This window comes from Burkholderia sp. 3C (assembly GCF_054589155.1).
Genome location: NZ_BAAILN010000076.1, coordinates 1 through 3,271, shown reverse-complemented (window position 1 = coordinate 3,271; position 3,271 = coordinate 1). Strand labels below are relative to the sequence as shown.

General features: G+C 68.2%; 2 protein-coding genes. Both read left to right on the top strand.

Features of this window, described 5'->3' with window-relative positions; genetic code table 11:
* Positions 1-118: 118 nt before the first annotated feature.
* Positions 119-2,695 (top strand): [protein-PII] uridylyltransferase, encoded by a 2,577-nt coding sequence (locus tag ACYP33_RS13635; protein ID WP_414442191.1) that lies wholly within the window; start codon positions 119-121, stop codon positions 2,693-2,695.
* Between the two features lie 293 nt (positions 2,696-2,988).
* Positions 2,989-3,271 (top strand): hypothetical protein (locus ACYP33_RS13630; protein ID WP_459622309.1); only part of this gene is annotated, 283 nt, incomplete at its 3' end.

The window sequence follows — 3,271 nt, the reverse complement described above, 5'->3', positions numbered from 1 at the left end:
CGGCGCGGGCCATGCATACGGCCCGCGCCGAATCGTATCGAGCCACATCCGGTTTCATCGCGCCGATGCCTGACTGCATCGACCCGCCGTTCCACCCGATTCGCCCGCCCCGTCACCCATGAGCGTTATCGCCATTCCCGACATCGAAGCGCCGCTGCGCAAGGCCGAGTTCCGTGCCGTCAAGGCCGAACTGATCGCGCGCTTTCGCGCCGCGACCCATGTCGAAGCCCTGATGCGCGCGCTGTCGCGCGCCACCGACGACGCCCTGCGCCAGATCTGGACCGAATGCGGCCTGCCCGGCTCGCTGGCGCTGGTGGCAGTCGGCGGCTTCGGGCGCGGAGAACTGTCCCCGCATTCGGACGTCGATATCCTGGTGCTGTTGCCCGACACGCATGCCGGCGAATTCGACACGCGTATCGAGCGCTTCATCGGCATGGCCTGGGATCTCGGGCTGGAAATCGGCAGCAGCGTGCGGACCGTCGGCGAATGCATCGACGAAGCGGCGCAGGACGTGACGGTGCAAACCTCCCTGCTGGAGGCGCGCCGCATCACGGGCAGCATGACGCTGTTCAAGCGCGCCGTGACGCGCTATCGCGAGGCGCTCGACCCCCTCGCGTTCTTCCAGGCCAAGGTGCTGGAGATGCGTCAACGTCACGCGAAATTCCAGGACACGCCGTACAGCCTCGAGCCGAACCTCAAGGAAAGCCCGGGCGGCCTGCGCGACCTGCAGACGATCCTCTGGATCGCGCGGGCGGCCGGCTTCGGCAATAGCTGGCGCGAACTCGACGCGCGCGGCCTGATCAGCGCGCGCGAGGCTCGCGAGCTGCGCCGCAACGAGGGTTTCCTGAAGGCGCTGCGCGCGCGGCTGCACGTGATCACGGGCCGCCGCCAGGACATCCTCGTGTTCGACCTGCAGACGCAGGCGGCCGAGAGCTTCGGCTATGTGCCGACCGCCGCCAAGCGCGCCAGCGAGCAACTGATGCGCCGCTATTACTGGGCGGCCAAGGCCGTCACGCAGTTGGCGACCATCCTGATCCAGAACATCGAGGCGCAACTGTTTCCGGCCACCAGCGGCATTACGCGCGAGCTGTCGCCGGGCCGTTTCGTCGAAAAGCAGGGCATGCTCGAAATCGTCTCCGACGACGTGTTCGAGCAGCACCCCGACGCCGTGCTCGAGGCGTTCCTGCTGTACGAAACCACGCGCGGCGTGAAGGGCCTGTCGGCGCGCACGCTGCGCGCGCTCTACAACTCGCGCGACGTGATGAACGGCGCGTGGCGGCGCGACCCGCGCAACCGCGCCACGTTCATGAAGATCCTGCAGCAGAACGAGGGCATCACGCACGCGTTCCGCCTGCTGAATCAGACCAGCGTGCTGGGCCGTTATCTGCTGAACTTCCGCCGCATCGTCGGGCAGATGCAGCACGACCTGTATCACGTCTACACGGTCGACCAGCACATCCTGATGGTGCTGCGCAACATCCGCCGCTTCGCGGTGGCCGAGCATGCGCACGAATATCCGTTCTGCAGCCAGCTGATCGCGAATTTCGAGCGACCTTGGGTGCTGTACGTGGCGGCGTTGTTCCACGACATCGCCAAGGGCCGCGGCGGCGACCATTCGAAGCTCGGGATGGACGACGCGCGGCGCTTCTGCCGCGAGCACGGCATCACCGGCGACGATGCCGCGCTGGTGGTCTGGCTCGTCGAGCAGCATCTGACGATGAGCCAGGTCGCGCAGAAGCAGGACACGAGCGACCCGGAAGTCGTCAAGCGCTTCGCCGCCGTGGTGGGCAACGAGCGCTGGCTGACGGCGCTCTACCTGCTGACGGTGGCCGACATCCGCGGCACCAGCCCGAAGGTGTGGAACACCTGGAAGGGCAAGCTGCTCGAGGATCTGTACCGGGTCACCAGCGCCGTGCTCGGCGGCGCGCGGCCCGACGCGCACTCGGAGCTGCAAACGCGCCGCGACGAGGCGCTGGCCCTGCTGCGTCTCGAAACGGTGCCGGCCGACGTGCACAAGCCGCTTTGGGATCAGCTCGATGTCGGCTATTTCCTGCGTCACGACGCGGCCGACATCGCCTGGCAAACGCGTGTGCTGTACCGGCACGTGCATGCCGAAACGGCCATCGTGCGCGCCCGGCCGTCGCCGGTCGGCGACGCACTGCAGGTGCTCGTCTACGTGAAGGACCGCTCGGACCTGTTCGCCGGGATCTGCGCCTACTTCGACCGTAACGGGCTGTCGGTGCTCGATGCCCGCATCAGCACCACCAAGCACGGCTACGCGCTCGACAATTTCATCGTCACGCAAACCGAGCACGACGTGCAGTATCGCGACATCGCGAATCTCGTCGAGCAGCAGCTCGCCGATCGCCTGTCGAGTTCGACACTGCTGCCGGAGCCGTCGAAGGGCCGCCTCTCGCGGCTCTCCCGCAGCTTCCCGATCACGCCCCGCGTCGACCTGCGCGCGGACGAGCGTGGTCAGTACTACATCCTGTCCGTGTCGGCCAACGACCGGCCGGGCCTTCTCTATTCGATCGCGCGCGTGCTGGCCGAGCATCGGGTCGGCGTCCATGCGGCGCGGATCAATACGCTCGGCGAGCGCGTCGAGGACGTGTTCCTGCTCGACGGCGCCGGCCTGTCCGACAACCGCCTGCAGATCCAGGTCGAAACCGAATTGCTGCGCGCGATCGCAGCCTGACTGAATACCAGCGTTTATGCGCACCAAACTGACCATCAAGAATCCCCGTCCGGCATCGCCGTCCCGCGCCCCGGTCCGCTCAGGCAGCCTCGTCGGCCGCAAGGCCACGCGTCCCGCGCCCGATCCGGCCGGCGCCAAACCCAAATCGGCCGGCAAGGCCGGCCCGCGCCCGGCAGGCGGCAAACCGGCCGGCCCACGCGGTCCGCGGCCGGAAGGCCGGCCGGCGCGTGACGGCGAGCGCCCGCGTTTCGGGGATCGGCCGCCGCGTGAAGGCGGAGCACGGTTCTCTCGGGATGGAGATCGCCCGCAACGCAGCAGCGAAGGCCGTCCGGCGCGCGATGGTGAACGCCCGCGTTTCGGCGATCGTCCGCCGCGTGAAGGTGGTGCGCGTTTCTCGCGAGATGGCGATCGCCCGCAACGCAGCGGCGAAGGCCGTCCGGCACGTGATGGTGAACGCCCGCGTTTTGGGGATCGTCCGCCGCGCGAAGGTGGGGCGCGTTTCTCCCGCGATGGTGACCGTCCGCAACGCAGCAGCGAAGGCCGTCCGGCGCGCGATGGCGAACGACCGCGTTTTGG

Bases quoted from the DNA above. Each gene is read 5' to 3' on its own strand.
- ACYP33_RS13635 (WP_414442191.1), top strand. From the start codon at position 119: ATGAGCGTTATCGCCATTCCCGACATCGAAGCGCCGCTGCGCAAGGCC.